The following is a 17,508-nucleotide window of genomic DNA, read 5'->3' as shown; positions in this document are numbered from 1 at the left end:
CCAGGTTGTGAAGGAGGGCGGGCACGCCACGGTTCTGGGTTCTACGGGCGTCCGACCGGGAGGTCCTTGCCCGCGCCGGAACCGGCGGCCTTCAGCCGCACGGCCGTCGGGTCCGGGTCGTTCAGCGCCGGGACGGCCTCGCAGTAGGCGTCGGGGCCGCGGCGGCTCTCCGGCAGCGCACCGGTGTCGAGGTACGCCGCGACCTTGTCGTCCAGGCACGCGTTGCCGTTGAGCGTGTTGGAGTGGGTCTTGCCGCCGACCTCGAACACCAGGCGGGAGGACCGGAAGATCTTGTGCATCTCCAGGCCGCCCTCGACCGGCGTCGCCGCGTCCTTCGTGGACTGGACGAGCAGCATGCCCGGCAGGCTCTCGCCGCCCTTCAGCTTGAGCGCGGGCCCGCCATTGAACGGCCAGAAGGCGATCGGGGCGTTGAACCAGACGTTGCCCCACGTCGCGAACTCGTAGCCCTGCCGGTGGAGCTTCGCCGCGTCGTGGTGCCACCTGGCCCAGTGGCGGGGCCACCGCGCGTCCGCGGCCTGGACGGCGAGGTAGACCGCGAAGCCGTTGTCCTCACCGCCCGGGTTGAGCCAGCCGAGCAGGCCGGACGGGTCCTCGTCGTTGACCCAGGCGGACAGCGCCTGCGCGAACGGGATGTAGTAGCCGGTGTTGTAGCCGGCGCTCAGCACGATGTCGGACAGCTCGGCCGGGCCGATCTCGCCGCCGATGGGCGACTTCTCCGACGCGTTGAGCACCTCGTAGTACTTGGCGCGGACGGCCCTCTCGGACGTGCCGAGGTGGTAGACCGAGTCGTACTTGGCGACCCAGGCGAACCAGGCCCGGATGTTGCGCTCGAACGCCTTGTCCTGTTCGAGCTGCGCCTTGTACCAGACGTTCTTCGGGTTGACGATGCCGTCCATCACCATCCGCTTCACGCGCTCGGGGAAGAGCGTGGCGTAGGTGGCGCCGAAGTAGGTCCCGTAGGAGAAGCCGTACCAGCTGATCTTCTCCTGGCCGAGGGCGGCACGGATCACGTCGATGTCGCGCGCGGCGTCGGTGGTGCGCATGTGCGGCAGCATCCAGCCGAACTTCTCCTGGCAGTCCTGCGCGTACTTCTTCGACTTGACGACCCAGGCCAGTTCCTCCCTCCAGGAGTCCGGCACGTAGGCGGGGCGGATCGGGTCGTTGATGTGCGGGTCGCAGGTGATCGCGGGCTTGCTGGAGCCGACACCGCGGGGGTCGAAGCCGATGATGTCGTACTTGGCCGCGACGTCGGCGTGGCCGGTGCCGCCGATCCAGCGGGCGAGGGCGGGCGAGTACGCCAGGCCGGAGCCGCCGGGCCCGCCCGGGTTCACGAACAGGACGCCCTGGTAGTTCTCCTCGTCGGTGTGCCTGAAGCGCGACACCGCGATGGAGATCTTGCGGCCGCCGGGGTCGCTGTAGTCGAGGGGCACCTCCACCTGTGCGCATTGGGCGTTGTTCATCGGGTCGCCGGGGCCGCTGACCTCGCATTCGCCCCAGTCGATGCCCTGGGCCGCGATCGCGGCGGCGCCGGCCGGGCCGGTGTCCGCGCTCGCGGGTACGGCGGCGCCGGTGCCGCCGGCCGTCACGACCAACGCGGCCGTGACGAGAACGATCCTTCTCACGTGACCTGACCCCCTCAGATCGGCGGCTCCGGGCGCCCCGACATCGGGACCGGAGGGGGAGCGACGCCGATACATAGCGGATGCGGATTGCGTGGAGATTGTTGCTGTTTGGCCGCTTATGGCGGCAGATCCCGTTGTGACTGGTTGCGAAATCGTGACAAGATCAACGGAACTTCGTGATGTTGCGCGGCGTTCGCCTCGCCCTCCGGCGCCCTGGAGTCCGGAACATGCGAAAGGGCCCCGGGTTCGTCACCCGGGACCCTCTGCCGTACCGCAGCCCCCACCCGGACAGGTATTGGGGCAGGCTGCGCTCGGCCTCGTTCCTTTACCGCGTCAGCTCACGACGACGTCCGCGCCGGGGCCGGAAACCGAGCCGTCTTCGCCGATCTCGATGCCCATGTCGTCGGCTATCCGCATGGCCTCCTCGATCAGCGTCTCCACGATCTGCGCCTCGGGCACGGTCTTGACGACCTGTCCCTTGACGAAGATCTGGCCCTTGCCGTTGCCGGACGCGACGCCGAGGTCGGCCTCGCGCGCCTCGCCCGGCCCGTTCACCACGCAGCCCATCACGGCGACGCGCAGCGGGACGGGGAAGTCCTTCAGCCCGGCGGTGACCTGCTCGGCGAGCGTGTACACGTCCACCTGAGCCCGCCCGCACGACGGGCAGGACACGATCTCCAGGCCGCGCTGGCGCAGCCCGAGCGACTCCAGGATCGCCGTGCCGACCTTGACCTCCTCGACCGGAGGCGCCGAAAGCGACACCCGGATCGTGTCGCCGATCCCGTCGGCGAGCAGCGCGCCGAACGCGACGGCCGACTTGATCGTCCCCTGGAACGCCGGGCCGGCCTCGGTGACGCCGAGGTGCAGCGGGTACTCGCAGGCGGCGGCCAGCTGCCGGTACGCCTCGATCATCACGACCGGGTCGTTGTGCTTGACCGAGATCTTGATGTCGCGGAAGTCGTGCTCCTCGAACAGGGAGCACTCCCACAGCGCCGACTCCACCAGCGCCTCGGAGGTGGCCTTGCCGTGCTTCTCCAGCAGGCGCTTGTCCAGCGACCCGGCGTTCACCCCGATCCGGATCGGCACGCCCGCGTCCGAGGCCGCCTTGGCGATCTCGCCGATCCTGTCGTCGAACTTCTTGATGTTGCCGGGGTTGACCCGGACGGCCGCGCAGCCCGCGTCGATCGCCGCGAACACGTACTTCGGCTGGAAGTGGATGTCGGCGATGACCGGGATCGGCGACTTTCTCGCGATCGCCGGCAGCGCGTCGGCGTCGTCCTGCGACGGCACCGCCACCCGGACGATCTGGCAGCCCGATGTGGCCAGCTCCGCGATCTGCTGCAGCGTGGTGTTCACGTCGGCGGTGAGGGTCGTGGTCATGGACTGCACCGACACCGGGGCGTCGCCGCCCACCGGCACGTTCCCGACCATGATCTGCCGGGACCTGCGGCGCGCGGCGATGGGACCCCGCGCCCCCTGACCGTCGTCTTCGCCGCGGACGCTCGGAATTCCCAGTGAAACGCTCATCCCTCTCCTCTTGCTTGCCGGCCCCTACAAAGCCTAAGCGCCGCGCGCGGCCGAGGTGACGGCACCCGGCATTCAACAGTGTGACCATTCGGCCACGGTGCGTAAACGTTTTGGGTCATTCCGGTAGCTGGAGCGGATTGAACAGGTCGGCGAGGATCAGCAGAACCCCGAATCCCACCAGCAACAGAACGACGAGGTATGTCAAGGGCAGGAGCTTGGTCATATCGACGGTGCCCGGATCCGGACGGCCGCGGATCCGGTTGAAGCCCGCGCGGGCGCGCTCGTAGCCGACCACCGCGAGATGCCCCCCGTCCAGCGGCAGCAGCGGCAGGACGTTGAGCGCCCCGAGGAAGATGTTCAGCGACACCACCAGCGACAGGAACAGGGCGATCTTGTCCCGGGCGGAGGTCTCGGAGGCGAAGATCTGACCGGACACGTCGGTCGCGCCCACCACGCTGCCGACCTGTCCGCCGGGGGTGCTCTCCCGCTCGGGCGAGAACAGCTTCGGGATCGCCGACGGCACGTCCGCCGCGACCTCGCCCACGGCGGTGAGAATCCGTCCGATGCCGTTGGCGGCGAACACCGCCGCGTTCAGCGGTCCCGTCCGCTCGTACCCGGCGCCGACGACCTTCGCCGACATGCCGACGAACGGTTCACCGTCCACGTCCGCGAGCGTGACCGGCAGCGTCACCGGCCGGTCCGCGCCGGGCCGCCGCACCACGAGCCGCACCGTCTGCCCGGGCTCCGCCCGGCCGATCGCCCTGGTGAGGTCGTCCCAGTCGGCGACCGGCGTGCCGCCGAACGCGATGACGCGGTCCCCGGCGCGCAGCCCGGCCTGCGCGGCGGGGGAAGGCGGCCGGCCCTCGCCGCAGCCGACCCGCGCCCCGGCGGGCACACAGGGCGAGACCTCGTCGACCGTGCTGGTCACGGTGCCGGGTTCGCGGACGCCGATCGTCATGGCCATCACCATGAGCAGCAGGAAAGCGAACAGGAAGTTCGCGACGACGCCCGCTCCGATGACGATCGCGCGGCGGGGGGCGGTCTGCCGGTAGAACGCGCGGGGTCGGTCCGCCGCGTCGATCTCCTCCAGCGGCGTGTAGCCCACGATCTTGACGAAGCCGCCCAGCGGGATCGCCTTGACGCCGTACTCGGTCTCGCCCCGGCGCGTCGACCACAGGGTCGGGCCGAAACCCACGAAGTACTGCGTCGCCTTCATCCCGAACCGCTTGGCGGTGACCAGGTGCCCGGCCTCGTGCAGCATCACCGACGCCAGCAGCGCGACGACGAACGCCACCGCGCCGAGGAAGAAGGCCATCCCGGTCCCCTTGGGGTTCGTCCCGGGGCGGGGGCCCCGGGGTCAGTCGGTCGCGGTCAGTTCCCTGGTCCTGGTCCGTGCCCAGCCGTCCGCCGCGAGGACGCCGTCCAGCGTCAGTTCCGCGGCCGTGCCCGGACCTTGCTCGTCGTGCTCGTCCAGTACCCGCGCGATCGTGTCGACTATCCCGAGGAACGGGAGACGTCCCGCGCGGAACGCGTCCACACATTCCTCGTTCGCGGCGTTGTAAACGGCCGGGAACGTCCCGCCCAGCTCACCGGCCCGCCGCGCCAGCGCGACCGCGGGGAACGCCTCGTCGTCGAGCGGGAACAGCTCCCAGGTGTGCGCCCTGGTCCAGTCGACGCCGGGCGCGGCGTCCGGGACGCGGTCCGGCCAGTCGATGCCGAGCGCGATCGGCAGCCGCATGTCGGGCGGGCTGGCCTGCGCCAGCGTGGAGCCGTCGGTGAACTCGACCATCGAGTGGATCACCGACTGCGGGTGCACCATGACCTCGATCCTGTCCATCGGCACGTCGAACAGCAGGTGCGCCTCGATGACCTCCAGCCCCTTGTTGACCAGGGTCGCGGAGTTGATCGTGACGACGGGGCCCATGTCCCACGTCGGGTGGTCGAGCGCCTGCTCGGGGGTGACGCCGGTCAGCTCGTCGCGGCTGCGGCCGCGGAACGGGCCGCCGCTCGCGGTCAGCACGAGCCGCCGCACCTCCTCGGCGCGGCCGCCGCGCAGGCACTGGGCGAGCGCCGAGTGCTCGGAGTCGACCGGGACGATCTGCCCCGGCCGCGCCCGTTCCTTGACGAGGGGGCCGCCGACGATGAGCGACTCCTTGTTGGCCAGCGCGAGCGTCCGCCCGGCGTCCAGGGCGGCCAGCGTGGAGGCGAGGCCGAGTGCGCCGGTCACCCCGTTCAGCACGGTGTCGCACGGCCACGCCGCGACCTCGGCGACGGCGTCCGGGCCCGCGACGATCTTCGGGATGGCGAAGTCGCCGGAGGCGTAGCCGTGCCGCTTGGCCTCGGCGTAGAAGGCCAGCTGCAGGTCCTGCGCGGCGGACGCCCTGGCGACGGCGACGACCTCGGGCCGGAACTCCAGCGCCTGCTCGGCCAGCAGATCGACGCGCCCGCCGCCGGCCGCGAGGCCGGTCACCCGGAACCTGCCGGGGTTGCGGCGGACCACGTCCAGCGCCTGGGTGCCGATCGAACCGGTGGAGCCGAGCACGACGAGCTCGCGCAGGGGCGCGTCGGGGCTTGAAGGAGACATCACCGTTCCATTGTCGGGCATTCCCGCGCCGCGGTCCCGTTCCGGCCGCGACTCAGCGGAAGCCGGCGAGGGGAAGGCGGAGGACGAGGCGGGCGCCGTAGACGCCCTCGCCGACGTAGAGGCGGCCGCCGTGGGCGGCGGCGATCTGCCGCGCGATCGCCAGGCCGAGGCCGCTGCCGCCGTCGGCGCGGCTGCGGGCGGAGTCGAGCCGGGCGAAGCGCTCGAAGACCCGGTCGCGGTCGGCGGGAGGGATGCCGGGACCGTCGTCGCGGACCTCGACGACCGCCTCGCCCGGCTCGGCCCGCACCTCCACCTCGATCAGCGTGACGGCGTGCCGCTCGGCGTTGGCGAGCAGGTTGAGCAGTATGCGGCAGAGGTACAGCCGGTTGGCCTCGACCAGTAGGCCCGATTCCGCCTTCACCGTGGTCTGGACGGACGGGCTGCGGCGGCCGACCTCCGCCTCGACCAGCGCGCCGATGTCCACCCGCTCGCGGGCGAGTGTTTCGCCGGAGTCCAGGCGGGCGAGGTCCAGGAGGTCTTCGACGATCCGGTGCAGGCGTTCGATGTCGTCGAGCGAGTGCCGCAGCGTGTCGGCGGCGTCGCCGTCCTCCGGGGAGTCGAGGGCGACTTCGATGCGGGTCCGCAGCCCCGTGATCGGGGTGCGGAGCTCATGCGAGGCGTCGGCGATGAACGCGCGCCTCCGCAGGAACGTGTCCTCCAGCCTGGCGAGGAGCACGTTGACGCGGCGGGCGAGGCCCTCGACGCCGTCGCCGGTGGGCGGTACCCGGACCCGGCGGCTCAGGTCGGAGCCTTCGAGGCCGTCCAGGTCCGTCTGGAGCCGCTCCAGCGGCCGCAGCGCGCGGCGGACCGCGCGGAGGACGCCCCAGCGGAGGATCACGAGCGCGGCGACGCAGAGCACGGCCATGACGGTCACGAGGACACCGGTGCGCGGGACGTCGGCGAGCAGGTACAGCGCCACGGCCGCCACGGCGACCGCGGCCACCAGCAGGGAGCCGGCCGCGCCGATCGCCGTCAGCGTCCCGCGCGCCCGTGCGGAGCCGGGCCCGTGCGGCAGTACGCGCGACACGGCATTCCGGACCGACATGTCTCCTTTGTACGCAATATCCCTCCAAGGAAGGGCAAAGTGCCTGGTCAATGATCGTATGCGCATGGTCTGCATACGCCCGGGCCGGCGGCGGCCCCGGCGCCCGCCCGCCCGCGCAGACCCTGCGGGCGGCATAGCCCAGATGACCTTGACGGGACGGGCGACACGTAAGGCTTTGCCGCCCTTTTCACCTTGGGTAGCGGGGACAACACACTTCCCCGCCTATAAAGGAGTCACGTGACGTCGACTCCCGTCAGGGGGAGGGACATGGGCCAGACAGGCGAGCCGACCGTGGACCCGGGCGGGCTGAGCACAGCCCAGCGCCTGGGCGACGCCTGCGTCGTCTGCCGCAAGAGGTGGCCCCGGCCGCGCGTACGCGTCGGCCGCCTGCCGGATTCGACCGGGGTGTTCGCGTGCGACGACTGCGCACCCGCCCCGCCGGTACCCCGCGCACGGCGGGGCTCCCGGGAGCCCGTCACGGATGCCGGACGGCCGGCCGGGGAGCGGCCGCCCGCGCGGACGGCGGCGGTGGACGCCGTCGTCATGGAGGTCTCTCCAGGGAGAAGGGTGACCCGGGCATTCGGGGGGAAGCCCGGGACCACCCGACAGGCGCGCCCGGCTGGGGGCGGCCGGGCGCGCCGGAGAGACTCCTCCTGACCCGCCCGGGGACCGTTGGGTCGCGGCGCATCGCCCTTCCAGCGGTCCCACTCGGGCGACGTGCCGCCGGGCCGGTGAACGCGGGACGGGCGCCGGCGCCCTACAGCTTCGTGGCCTCGATCCAGGTCTTCTTCCACTCGGCGTAGTCCGTGCAGTCGTTCTTGTCGGACTCGCCGTCGCAGTCCTTCGCAGGCGCGTGCGCGAAGACGATCCGGTCGAGGTAGTCGCGGTCGCCGACGTGGTAGGCGGCGCAGAAGCCGGGCTTGAGGCGGTCGCCCGAGCACGCCTGCGGGTTGGCGGGCGCCACCCCGGTCCACTCGGCCACCTGCTGCTGGACGTCCGGCGAGGCGGTCCACTGCAGCCACTGGTACATGCAGTTGGGGTGCTGCACCCGTGCGCCGATCATCCACGCGTCCATCCAGCCGGTCACGCCCTCGGACGGGGCGACGCTGCGGACGGGCCGGGAGGCGCGGTTCAGGACGTCGACGTGGTAGGGCCATGCCTGGCCCAGCACGGCCCGTCCGCCCGCGAACGCGCTGACGGCGTCGGCGGGCCGCTTCCAGTAGTCCCCGACGTGCGGGCGCTGCTCGGCCAGCACGCGCCCGGCCTCTTCGAGCTGCTCGGGGGTCAGCGAGTACGGGTCGTCGATCTCCAGCTTGGGCTTGTCGCCCTTGAGGTAGAGCGCCGCCTCGGCGATGGCCAGCGGGCTGTCGCGCATGATCAGCTTCCCGGAGTACCGGCGGGCCTGCCCGGGATCGAACAGCGCGGCCCAGCTCGCCGGCGGCGGGACGGCCCCGGTGTCGTACATGAGCAGGTTCGAGCCCCACCCGTACGGGATGCCGTACTGCCTGCCGTCCCGCTTGAGCAGGCCGCGCAGCTTCGGCTCCAGCTTCTTGTAGCCGTCGACGAGGTCGGTGTTGACGGGCGCGGCCTGGTTCTCGGCGATCAGCCGCCCGGCGACCTCGGGGGGCGCGGCGACGCCGTCGTAGCGGCGGTCCTCGTCGCGCATCACGTCGGCCATCTCCTCGGGCGTCTGGACGACCTTCAGCCCGATCTTGCAGCCGGTGCGCTCCTCGAACGGGGTGACCCAGTCGACGCGCGGGTCGTTGGTGCCGCTCTCGATCGATCCGGGCAGCGTGACGAGGTTGAGCATCCCCTCGCCCGGGCCGAGGGTGCTCGCCACCTTGGCGGTGCCGACCGGCTCGTCGTCTTCGCCGCTGCAGGCGGCGAGGCCCGCGGCGGCGAGCGCGGTGGCCGCCAGCAGGGCCGACCACACCCTGACCCGCGCCGTGGCCTTCAGCCGCATGTCGCTCCCGATCCGTGCCCGGGGCCCTCCCCCTCGTGAACGGGCCCGTCGGCGAGCGTAGCGTCTCCGCCGCGGCGAGGAGGTCCGTACCCGCACCGGACGGCGTTCCGCGCCGCGCCCGGCCGCCATTCCGGTCCGTCCCGGCGAGTGCGCACGAGTCGATCGCCGGTTTTCTTCGATTTCTCCTCCGACTCGCGGTACGGCGCCGGTGATTACCGAAGATCGCGACTCCGGTGTTTCCCGTTCTGTTTCTCAAAGGTAAGGACGATGTGTCCATTGACCGGCGATTCCCGCCCGAGTTTCCGCGGCCGATTGCCATATCGGTGTTTTCGGACGGGTTGTTAATGGAGAAACCGCCACGACCCCGGGGGACGGCGGGTGCTGGCGTCCGCGCCATACACGGAGGTTGCTGGAGAGGGATATGGCGCGGGCTGCCGTCCTTCCCGGGGCCGCGGCGGCACCGGCGGGCGTGGCGAGGTTGGGGAACAGCGGATCACCTTGCAGTGCTGCCTGGCCACGCGATCGCCGGTACCCGGCCGAACGGCGACGGTGTGACGCCCTCGAGACGGAGGAGATTCGAGGGACGTCGCACGTCAGGCCGGGTGTCGCGGGGATTCCACGGACGATCGTGCTCGATCAGGGGGCGGCTCGTTGCGGCGTGCTTGACCACCTCGATCCGTGCGATGAGCCGTTGCGGGGTGTCGGCTTCAAGGAAGTCGCCGACGTCGCGGTCCTTCGGCGGCAGTGCCCACCAGTGGCCGGTGAACGCGCCGAACCAAATGGTCCAGCCCGGAAATCGCCTTGCGAGCGCGTCCACCTCTGCTGCGTGGTCGGCTGCGGTCATAGCGCGGCTCTCCTGCACATCGGCCCCACCGGACTCCTGCGACTCCGGACCTCATGTTTCTGACTGCGGACCCTGACTTTTAATTTCGCCTCATTTAATGCAGACAGTCAGATTGTGTCGCCCGCCACAGAGCCCGTCAATGGGTGTTGGCATTATTCGTCACCCGCCACCGGACGAAAATTGACGACGAAAACCGACGGCCGTGGGAAAATCCCGTCGCGCCCCGACCTGGGCGTTCTCACGGTGGGCGAGCGGTTCTCACGCCACGCGATCCCGGCCCGCTCTGTTTGATGACTTTTGCCACATTCTGGGCGATTCGCCGTTTTCCGGGCGCACGAACGTGCGGCCGGTCATGGCGACCGGCCGCACGTTCGGGGCGATCCGCGGGAAGGACGGGTTCAGCCGCTGGTCGGGAAGCCCAGGTTCACTCCACCATGGCTCGGGTCGAGCCAGCGCGCGGTGACGGCCTTCGTCCGCGTGTAGAAGTGGACGCCCTCCATCCCGTGGGCGTGGCTGTCACCGAACAGTGAGTCCTTCCAGCCGCCGAAGGAGTAGTAAGCCATCGGAACCGGGATCGGCACGTTGACGCCGACCATCCCGACCTCCACCTCGTTCTGGAAGCGGCGCGCCGCCCCGCCGTCGTTGGTGAAGATCGCGGTGCCGTTGCCGTACGGGTTGGCGGAGATCAGCTCCATGGCCTCCTCGTACGAACCGGCCCGCACGACCGACAGCACCGGCCCGAAGATCTCGTCCTTGTAGGCGTCCATCTCCGGCGTGACGTGGTCGAGGACGGTGGGGCCGAGCCAGAACCCGTCCCCCGCGCCGCCGAGGACGTCCGGGTCGCGGCCGTCGACGGCGAGGGTGGCGCCCTGCGCGACCCCGCCGTCCAGGTAGGACGCGACCTTGTCGCGGTGCGCCCCCGTGACCAGCGGGCCCATCTCCGACTCCGGGTCGTCCCCGGGGCCCACCTTGAGCTTCGCGACCCGCTCGCGGACCTTGGCCATCAGCTCGTCCCCGACCGGGTCGACGGCGACGACCACGGAGATCGCCATGCACCGCTCCCCCGCCGAGCCGAACCCGGCGGACACGGCGGCGTCGGCGGCGAGGTCCAGGTCGGCGTCGGGCAGCACCAGCATGTGGTTCTTCGCGCCGCCGAGCGCCTGCACCCGCTTGCCGTTCGCCGCCGCCGTCGCGTAGATGTAGCGGGCGATCGGGGTGGAGCCGACGAAGCCGACCGCCTTGACGTCCGGATGGTGCAGCAGCCCGTCCACCGCGGCCTTGTCGCCGTGGACGACGTTGAACACCCCGTCCGGCAGCCCCGCCTCGGCCCACAGCTCCGCGAGGCGGACCGACGTGGACGGGTCCTTCTCCGACGGCTTGAGGACGAACGTGTTCCCGCACGCGATGGCCACCGGGAACATCCACATCGGCACCATCGCCGGGAAGTTGAACGGGGTGATCCCGGCGGCCACGCCGAGCGGCTGCAGGATCGAGTAGGCGTCCACCCGGGTCGAGACGTTCTCCGAGAACCCGCCCTTGAGCAGGTGCGGGACGCCGCAGGCGAACTCCACGACCTCCAGGCCGCGGGCCACCTCGCCCGCCGCGTCCGAGACCACCTTGCCGTGCTCGGACGAGATCAGCCGGGCCAGCTCGTCCCGGTGCCCGCTCACCAGCTCGCGGAACTTGAACAGCACCTTCGTCCGCTGCGAGAGCGAGGCGTCCCGCCAGCCGGGGAACGCGGCCTTGGCGGCGGCGACCGCGGCGTCGACCTCGGGTCGCGCGGCGAAGTCGACCGTCCCGGCGAGACGCCCCGACGCGGGCTCGTAGATGTCGCCGCGCCGCCCGGCCTCGCCGGCGTGCGGCTTGCCGCCGATCCAGTGCGTGACGTGCTTGGTCTCGGTCATGAGGTGGCTTCCCCGTTCACCGCATCGAGGGATGCGATCAGGATGCCGAGGCCCTCGGCGGCCTCGGCGTCGGTCAGGTTCAACGGCGGCGCCATGCGCAGCACGTTCCCGTACAGGCCGCCCTTGCCGACCAGCAGGCCCCGCTCGCGGGCCGCCTCCATCACCGCCGCGGTGAGCGGCGGGCTCGGCTCGCCGGTCCCCGGGTCGGACAGCTCGATCGCGAACATCAGGCCCTTGCCGCGCACGTCGCCGACGATGGGGAACCGGCCCGCCGCCGACTCCAGTCCGCCCATGATCGTGGCGCCCTGTTTCGCGGCGTTGGCCTGCAGGTCGTGGTCCAGGACGTAGTCGAGGGCGGCGTTCGCGGCGGCCATCGAGATCGGGTTGCCGCCGAACGTGGAGACGCCGAGGGCGTGCAGGGAGTCCATCAGCTCGCCCCGCGCGACCACGCCGCCGACCGCGAACCCGTTCCCGAGACCCTTGGCGAACGTCATCATGTCCGGGGTCACGCCGTGGTTCCCGATGCCCCAGAAACTCTGGCCCGTCCGCCCCCAGCCCGTCTGGACCTCGTCGGAGACGAACAGGATCCCGAACTCGTCCAGGACGGTCTTGTACGCGGCGAACAGGCCGTCGGGCGGCATCGTGAATCCGCCGACGCCCTGGACCGGCTCGGCGATGAGCGCGGCGACGTCCCCGCCGGTCGCCGTAGCGAGCACGTGCCGGAGGTCCTGCACGCACGCGTCGATGTACGCCTCGTCCGACATGCCGGCGAACTGCGGGAGGTGCCGGTCGGCGCCGTGCAGGAAGTGCACGTTCAGCGGCGAGTAGGACACGTTCGTCCAGGCCCGGTTGCCGGTGATGCCCGTCGTGCCGAACGACCGGCCGTGGTAGCTCTGCCGCATCGCGAGGACCTGGTCGCTGCGCCGCGCGTACGCGGCCAGCAGCAGCGCCGTCTCGTTGGCCTCCGTCCCGGAGTTGGCGAAGAACACCTTCGCGTCCGGGATGCCCGACAGGCGGGCGATCTTCTCGGCCAGCTCGACCTGCCCGCGCAGCAGGTACAAGGTGGAGGTGTGCACGACGCCGGTGGCGAGCTGCCGCTCCACCGCCTCTCGCACCTCGGGAAGGTCGTACCCGAGCATGTTCGTGAGGATGCCGGTGAAGAAGTCGAGGTAGCCGTTCCCCTCGGCGTCGGTCACGCGGCTGCCCTTGCCGCCGACGATCTCGATGGGTTCGGTGTAGTTGAGCGCCATCCACGACGGCAGGACCGCCCTGTGGCGCCGGAGCAGATTCGCGTGTTCCGACATGCCCCAAGTCTCGTTCCCGCAGGCCGCCGCGGCCACCCGCAGAGTGTCAGGACCCTGCGCCCGCGCTTAACGCTCTGCTGGCGGGCTGACATCCTGTAATGGCGGACGCCTCGCCCCTTGACATCCTGTCGGGATATCCTCGTGGTCGATGCTGCCTACTGTCGACGACGTGCTCCAGCTCGAGGCGGTCCGCCGCGGACAGCCGCGCGTCGTCGCGGGCGGCGACCGCATCGGCAACCGGGTCCGCTGGGTGCACGTCGCAGAGGTCACCGACATCGCGCACCTGCTGCACGGCGGCGAACTCGTCCTCACCACCGGGATCGCGCTGCCGGACGAGCCGGAGCGGCTGCGCGCCTACATCGGCGAACTCTCCGACGTCGGGGTGAGCGGCCTCATGATCGAGCTGGGCCGCCGCTACGCCAGCGTGCTGCCGCCCGCGCTGATCGCCGCCGCCGAGGACCACCGCCTCCCGGTGATCGTCCTCGCCCACGAGCCCGCGTTCGTGGACATCACCGAGTCCGTGCACGCCCGGATCGTGCAGGACCAGTTCGCCGAGCTGCGCGCCTCCGAGCAGCTCCACGAGATCTTCACCCAGCTGTCGGTCGAGGGCGCCTCCACCGACGAGGTCGTCCGGCAGGTCGCCGCGCTCGGCGGGCACCCCGTCGTGCTGGAGAACCTCACCCACCAGGTCCTCGCCGCCGACGCCGACGGCGGCGACCCGTCCGAGCTGCTGTCGGCGTGGGAGACCCGCTCCCGCGCCGTCCGGCCGGGCCGCCGCACCGGCTACGACGCGACGTCCGGCTGGCTGGTGACCATGGTCGGCGCGCGCGGCGAGGACTGGGGCCGCCTCATCATCGACCTCGGCGCGCCGCCGTCGCCCCGCGAGACCGTCCTGATCGAGCGGGCCGCCACCACCCTCGCCCTCGGCCGCCTCCTCGACCGGCACGCCGAGAGCGTCGAACGCCAGGCGCACGGGACGATCATCGCCCGCATCCTCGCGCACGCCTACTCCGACCCGCAGGAGGCCGCCGCCCGCGCCCGCGCGCTCGGCGTCCCGCTGTCCGGCCGGCGGCTGCTCGGCGTGGTGCTCCGGCACCGCGGCCCCGGCACGCCCGCCCCGCCGGTCGGGGAGCTGTCCGCCCTCGCCGAGACGGCCGCCGCCGCCTGCAAGGACGCCCGGCTCGCCGCCCTCGTCGGCGTCCTGGACGAGGGCGGCCCGCACGCCCGCGTCGGCGTCCTGGCCTCGCTGCCCGCCCGCGCCGACGCGGAGACGGCGCTCACCGAGGTCGCCACCCGCGTCCGCAAGCGGTCCGGCGACACCGTGATGGCGGCCGGTTCCGTCGTCGAGACGATCCGCGACGTCCGCCGCTCCTTCCTGGAGGCCGAGCAGGTCGCCGACGTCGCCGCGCGCGGCTCCGGCGCCCGCCTCTTCTACCGGCTTCCCGACCTGCGCCTCCGCGGTCTCCTGCATCTGCTCCGCGACGACGCCCGCGTCCAGACGTTCGTGGAACGCGAGCTCGGCCCCCTCCTGGAGTACGACGCCCAGCGCGGCAGCGACCTGACCCGCATCCTGGAGCTGTACCTCGAATCCGGGCGGAACAAGGCCGTCGCCGCCCAGCATGCCCACCTGTCCCGCCCCGCGTTCTACGAGCGCCTGCGCCGCATAGAACGCGTCCTGGACGCCGACCTCGACGACGTGGATTCCTGCGTCTCCCTCCACGTCGCCCTCCTGGCCCTCAGCTCCGTCCGCTGGGAACGCCCCTGATCCCGGATTGGCCGGTGAAGGCCGTCCGGGACGGGCCCTTCGCGCATACGCTTCACTCCATGACGGACGCTGCGTTGCATGTTCATCGGTATGGGGATCCGGCGGGCCCCCCGGTCGTCGTGCTGCACGGAGTCACCGGGCACGGGGCGCGCTGGCGGCGGACGGCCGAGCGGTATCTGGCGGACCGGCTGGTCCTGGCACCCGACCTGCGCGGGCACGGACGGTCGCCGCACGAACCGCCGTGGACGGTCGAGCGGCACGTCGCGGACGTCCTCGCCGTCCTGGACGCGGAGGGCATCGAGCGGGCCGACCTCGTCGGGCACTCCTACGGCGGGATGATCGCGCTGCATCTGGCGCGGACGGCGCCGCGGCGGGTGCGGCGCCTCGTCCTGCTGGACCCGGGGATCGGGCTGGACCCGGCGGGGGCGGCCAGGGAGGCGCGCGGCTACATGACACCGGTGTCGTTCGCCGATGTCGCGGAGGCCCGGGCCGCCCGCGCGGCGCGGTGGCCCGAGGCGCCGGACGAGGCGGTGGACGACGAGGTCGCCGAGCACCTCGAGCACGAGCCGGACGGCCGGCTGCGCTGGCGGTACGAGCCGGCCGCCGTCGTGACCGCGTACTCGGAGATGGCCCGTCCCCACCTGACCCCGCCCCCGGACATGCCCACGCACCTGGTCATCGCGACGCGGGCCGACCTGGTGCGGCCCGAGTTCGTCGTCGACTGCCGCGCGGCGCTCGGCCCCGGCCTCGTCATCACCGAGATCGAGGCCGGGCACATGCTCTATACCGACCGGCAGGACGAGACCGGGACGCTGCTCGCCACGTGGCTGGGCGACGGCGACCGGTGATCTCCGGCCGCGTCGTAGCAGGCGGCCCGATGGGTTGTACATCGGCGCGCTGACGGGCAGGAACACCAGGTGACCGTTCGCATGGGCCCACGTACGTTCGGGGTCGAGGAGGAGCTGCTCCTCGTCGATCCCGTGACGGGCGCGCCGCAGTCGATCTCCGGTTCCGTCATCCGGTACGCGCAGCGCCACGACGAGCTGTTCCTCACCGGCGGGCGGCGGTCGAAGCCGCTGGAGACCGAACTGCAGCGCGAGCAGCTCGAAACGGCCACCCCGGTGTGCACCTCGCTCGGCGAGCTGTCCGACCACATCAGGTCCGCGCGGCTGGCGGCGGCCCAGTCGGCGGCCGGTGTCGGCGTCACGGTGGCCGCCCTCGCGACGTCCCCGGTCGTCGTGCGCCCGTCGCTGACCCCGTCGCACCGCTACCTCCGGATGGCCGACGTCTACGGGACCACCGCCGACGAGCAGCTCACCTGCGGCTGCCACGTGCACGTCGGCATCGAGTCCCCCGACGAGGGCGTCGCCGTCCTGGACCGGATCCGGCCGTGGCTGCCGCCGCTGCTGGCCCTCAGCGCGAACTCCCCGTTCTGGCAGGGCTCCGACACCGGCTACGACAGCTGGCGGCACCAGGTGTGGGGACGCTGGCCGTCCAGCGGCCCGACCGAGCTGTTCGGCTCGGCGAAGGCGTACCGGGCGACGGTGGACGCGCTGCTCGCGACGGGCGCGCTGATCGACGAGGGCATGATCTACTTCGATGCCCGGCTGTCGCGCCACTACCCGACCGTGGAGATCCGCGTCCCGGACGTGTGCCTGGACGCCGGCGACGCCGTGCTGATGGCCGCGTGCGTCCGCGCCCTGGTCGACACCGCCGCCGGCGCCTGGCACCGCGGCGAGCCGCCCGACCCGGTGCGGGCCGACCTGATGCGGCTGGCGATGTGGCGGGCCGGGCGGTCGGGGCTGCGCGGCGACCTCGTCCACCCGTCCACGCGGCGCGCCGCCCCCGCCCGCGCGGTCGTCGGCGCGCTCCTCGATCACCTGACCCCGGCGCTGGACCGGGCCGGTGACCTGAAGACCGTCACCTCGATGCTCCACGACCTCCTGAAACGCGGCAACGGCGCGCAGGTCCAGCGGGCCGTCCACGCCCGGACCCGCGATCTCACGGCCGTCGTCGCGGCCGCCGCCGACCGCACCGTGGCCGTGTAGTCAGCGCCTGCCGAGCAGCCGGCGCAGGCTCGGGTCCGCGGCGAAGAGGCGGTCCAGCTCGGCGGCGCCGACCCGGTCGGCGAGGATCTGCAGGACGATGTCCTGCCGGACGTATTCGGCGGCCATGAGCGCGACGGCCGGGTCGGCGGTGTAGACGCCCCACGCCACGCCGCCTCCGAAGCCGCCCACGACGGCCTCGCGCCGGTCGCCGACGACCACGATGAGCCGGTACCCGAGATCCTCGAGCACCGCCTCGGGCGCCGAGTAGCGGTGCTCATGGACGTTCCCGGGCCCGTCGAGCGGTTCCCTCCCGAACGACACGACCGACACCTCGACGTCCCGCCCGGCGGCCGTCAGCAGGGGGCCGCGCAGGACCCGCATCTCCTCCGGCCAGATCGACACGAACAGGTCCCGGCGCGCGCCCGCCACGACGTCCCCCGCCCGGTCGAGCATCGCGTCGGCGTCCTTGAGGTTGTGGATCAGGTGTCCCTCGGGCGCGGCGGCGACCGCCGGCAGCGCCGACCGCAGCGCGGACACCGACCCGTCGAACTCGCGCCGCATCCGGTCCAGCAGGGACTCGGGCGGCAGCGGAAGGTACTCGGTGGCGTCGGACGACCCGCGCACCTCGTACGCCGCCCCGCGCGCCACGAGCTTGCCGAGCGTCTCGTACACGGTGCTGCGCGGCACCCCGGAGCGCTTGGCGACCTCGTACCCGTTGACGGGCCGGCCCGCCCCCACCAGCGCCACATACGCCTTGGCCTCATACCCGGACATGCCGAGCCGCTGCAGATGCTCCAAGACGTCCTGAACACTCACCGGCG

General features: G+C 72.1%; 12 protein-coding genes and 2 pseudogenes. 3 read left to right on the top strand and 11 right to left on the bottom strand.

Annotation, left to right across the window (positions count from 1 at the left end; genetic code table 11):
- Positions 1–41: 41 nt before the first annotated feature.
- From ACTWPP_RS32530 to ACTWPP_RS32485, 10 genes and pseudogenes are all read right to left on the bottom strand, one after another.
- On the bottom strand, positions 42–1,643 hold the full coding sequence (locus ACTWPP_RS32530; RefSeq protein ID WP_443108209.1) for an alpha/beta hydrolase: 1,602 nt from the start codon (positions 1,641–1,643) through the stop codon (positions 42–44).
- A gap of 333 nt (positions 1,644–1,976) precedes the next feature.
- Entirely contained in the window at positions 1,977–3,170 is a 1,194-nt protein-coding gene (gene ispG, locus ACTWPP_RS32525; protein ID WP_443108208.1) for a flavodoxin-dependent (E)-4-hydroxy-3-methylbut-2-enyl-diphosphate synthase, read from the bottom strand.
- Positions 3,171–3,285: 115 nt separating this feature from the next.
- Positions 3,286–4,485 carry a M50 family metallopeptidase gene (locus tag ACTWPP_RS32520; protein WP_443108207.1) on the bottom strand — a complete coding sequence of 400 codons (1,200 nt, stop codon included), beginning with the start codon at positions 4,483–4,485 and terminating at the stop codon, positions 3,286–3,288.
- Between the two features lie 42 nt (positions 4,486–4,527).
- On the bottom strand, positions 4,528–5,754 hold the full coding sequence (dxr, locus tag ACTWPP_RS32515; RefSeq protein WP_443108206.1) for a 1-deoxy-D-xylulose-5-phosphate reductoisomerase: 1,227 nt from the start codon (positions 5,752–5,754) through the stop codon (positions 4,528–4,530).
- Positions 5,755–5,806: 52 nt separating this feature from the next.
- Positions 5,807–6,139, bottom strand: a pseudogene (locus tag ACTWPP_RS32510) (sensor histidine kinase); the annotation flags it as partial.
- A gap of 132 nt (positions 6,140–6,271) precedes the next feature.
- Positions 6,272–6,679: pseudogene (locus tag ACTWPP_RS32505) on the bottom strand (histidine kinase dimerization/phospho-acceptor domain-containing protein); the annotation flags it as partial.
- A 937-nt stretch (positions 6,680–7,616) separates the two neighbouring features.
- Complete coding sequence (locus tag ACTWPP_RS32500) at positions 7,617–8,822, bottom strand: ABC transporter substrate-binding protein (RefSeq protein ID WP_443108205.1); 1,206 nt, start codon at positions 8,820–8,822, stop codon at positions 7,617–7,619.
- A gap of 493 nt (positions 8,823–9,315) precedes the next feature.
- A complete protein-coding gene (locus ACTWPP_RS32495; protein WP_443108204.1) occupies positions 9,316–9,666 on the bottom strand; it encodes a hypothetical protein in 351 nt (116 codons plus the stop codon).
- Between the two features lie 398 nt (positions 9,667–10,064).
- The gene (locus ACTWPP_RS32490; RefSeq protein ID WP_443108203.1) at positions 10,065–11,570 is read right to left on the bottom strand and encodes a CoA-acylating methylmalonate-semialdehyde dehydrogenase; all 1,506 of its coding nucleotides are present in this window, start codon (positions 11,568–11,570) and stop codon (positions 10,065–10,067) included.
- Positions 11,567–12,874 carry an aspartate aminotransferase family protein gene (locus tag ACTWPP_RS32485; RefSeq protein ID WP_443108202.1) on the bottom strand — a complete coding sequence of 436 codons (1,308 nt, stop codon included), beginning with the start codon at positions 12,872–12,874 and terminating at the stop codon, positions 11,567–11,569. Before ACTWPP_RS32485 ends, ACTWPP_RS32490 begins: the two co-directional genes overlap by 4 nt.
- Positions 12,875–13,022: 148 nt before the next feature.
- Here ACTWPP_RS32485 and ACTWPP_RS32480 point away from each other — a divergent pair, with 148 nt between their 5' ends.
- The 3 genes from ACTWPP_RS32480 to ACTWPP_RS32470 all read left to right on the top strand — a co-directional run bounded on the left by ACTWPP_RS32480 (position 13,023) and on the right by ACTWPP_RS32470 (position 16,687).
- A complete protein-coding gene (locus tag ACTWPP_RS32480) occupies positions 13,023–14,639 on the top strand; it encodes a PucR family transcriptional regulator (RefSeq protein ID WP_443108201.1) in 1,617 nt (538 codons plus the stop codon).
- A 59-nt stretch (positions 14,640–14,698) separates the two neighbouring features.
- On the top strand, positions 14,699–15,487 hold the full coding sequence (locus ACTWPP_RS32475) for an alpha/beta fold hydrolase (RefSeq protein ID WP_443108200.1): 789 nt from the start codon (positions 14,699–14,701) through the stop codon (positions 15,485–15,487).
- 81 nt (positions 15,488–15,568) lie between these two features.
- Positions 15,569–16,687 (top strand): carboxylate-amine ligase, encoded by a 1,119-nt coding sequence (locus ACTWPP_RS32470; protein WP_443108199.1) that lies wholly within the window; start codon positions 15,569–15,571, stop codon positions 16,685–16,687.
- Here ACTWPP_RS32470 and ACTWPP_RS32465 read toward each other — a convergent pair whose 3' ends face one another.
- Positions 16,688–17,503: a TrmB family transcriptional regulator gene (locus ACTWPP_RS32465; protein ID WP_443108198.1), complete on the bottom strand. Its 816-nt coding sequence runs from the start codon at positions 17,501–17,503 to the stop codon at positions 16,688–16,690.
- Between the last annotated feature and the right edge of the window lie 5 nt (positions 17,504–17,508).

The organism is Actinomadura sp. 3N407 (assembly GCF_052245875.1).
Classification (GTDB): domain Bacteria; phylum Actinomycetota; class Actinomycetes; order Streptosporangiales; family Streptosporangiaceae; genus Spirillospora.
The sequence above is the reverse complement of the archived record's forward strand: the minus strand, read 5'-3'. Positions and strand labels throughout refer to the sequence as shown.